We start from the raw sequence: 899 nt of genomic DNA, 5'->3' as shown, positions 1-899 counted from the left end.
ATAATGTCCTCAACGCTTGACGAACCAGTACCAAGTTCTGGTGCGATCTCAGAGAGTTCCCATCCGCTTTCTTTTGCTCTTGCTGCTGACCATCGCAGGTCAAGAATCAGATCTTCGGGGTAGTGGTGCATCTGAGGGGTGTTAGTGATACGAAGCGAATCCAGGAATTTTTCGACTTCATCGCGGTCTAATCCAACCACAGCCTTTCTAGCTGCGATAACCAGATAATCGCGGATCTCTGGATCCGCAACGAGACCCTGCCAGACTTCCGTGATCGTATTATGGCCAGTCAGCACGACTCTACCTGCTGACGCGCCAGGTTCTGTCCTCGTTATCCCGGCGTTCTCGGGAATTGTCGGGCTGATGCTGGTGGTTGTAGTGCGAACGTCCGTGGTGTCGTAGCTGTTGCTATTATCTCGTGTCATGTTGTGGGCGCTCCCACAACCAACGACCGGTGTGCGCACGCCGGTCTCGTGCGCGCAACTTACTACGATACCAGGGATTAGGGTACCAAGCTAGTGGTCCGGATGTGCATCCTGGTGGTTTCTGGTTGGATGCTCCCGATGTTGGCTGTTGCAACCGGTCGTAATAATTGGTCGTTTATATACTTCCCCCCTATAGCACTTGAACCGAACTGGTGTCAAGATAGTCCTGTGAGTGACCTTCCGACTTTATACAATAGTCTGGAGTAATCGTGGGTATACAGAGTATATGGAATTCCAGACTTCTGGAAGGTGGTTTTCGACCTCGACCCCACTGGGTCGCGTACGAATGCCATCAGTATCCTCGATGTATGCACGGTAACGTACTCACTCACCCTGTTAACGTGAATAGATCCGTATGACCTATCGCACCGATAACCGAGGAAAGTATCGTTCTTAAACAGACTCCGGTTCAGC

General features: G+C 51.3%; 1 protein-coding gene. It reads right to left on the bottom strand.

The window, feature by feature from the left end:
- Positions 1-425 (bottom strand): hypothetical protein (locus DVK07_RS22480; RefSeq protein ID WP_147441263.1); only part of this gene is annotated, 425 nt, incomplete at its 3' end.
- Positions 426-899: the final 474 nt, after the last annotated feature.

It is taken from the genome of Halorubrum sp. Atlit-26R (assembly GCF_003666015.1).
Taxonomy (GTDB): Archaea; Halobacteriota; Halobacteria; order Halobacteriales; family Haloferacaceae; genus Halorubrum.
The sequence above is the reverse complement of the archived record's forward strand: the minus strand, read 5'-3'. Positions and strand labels throughout refer to the sequence as shown.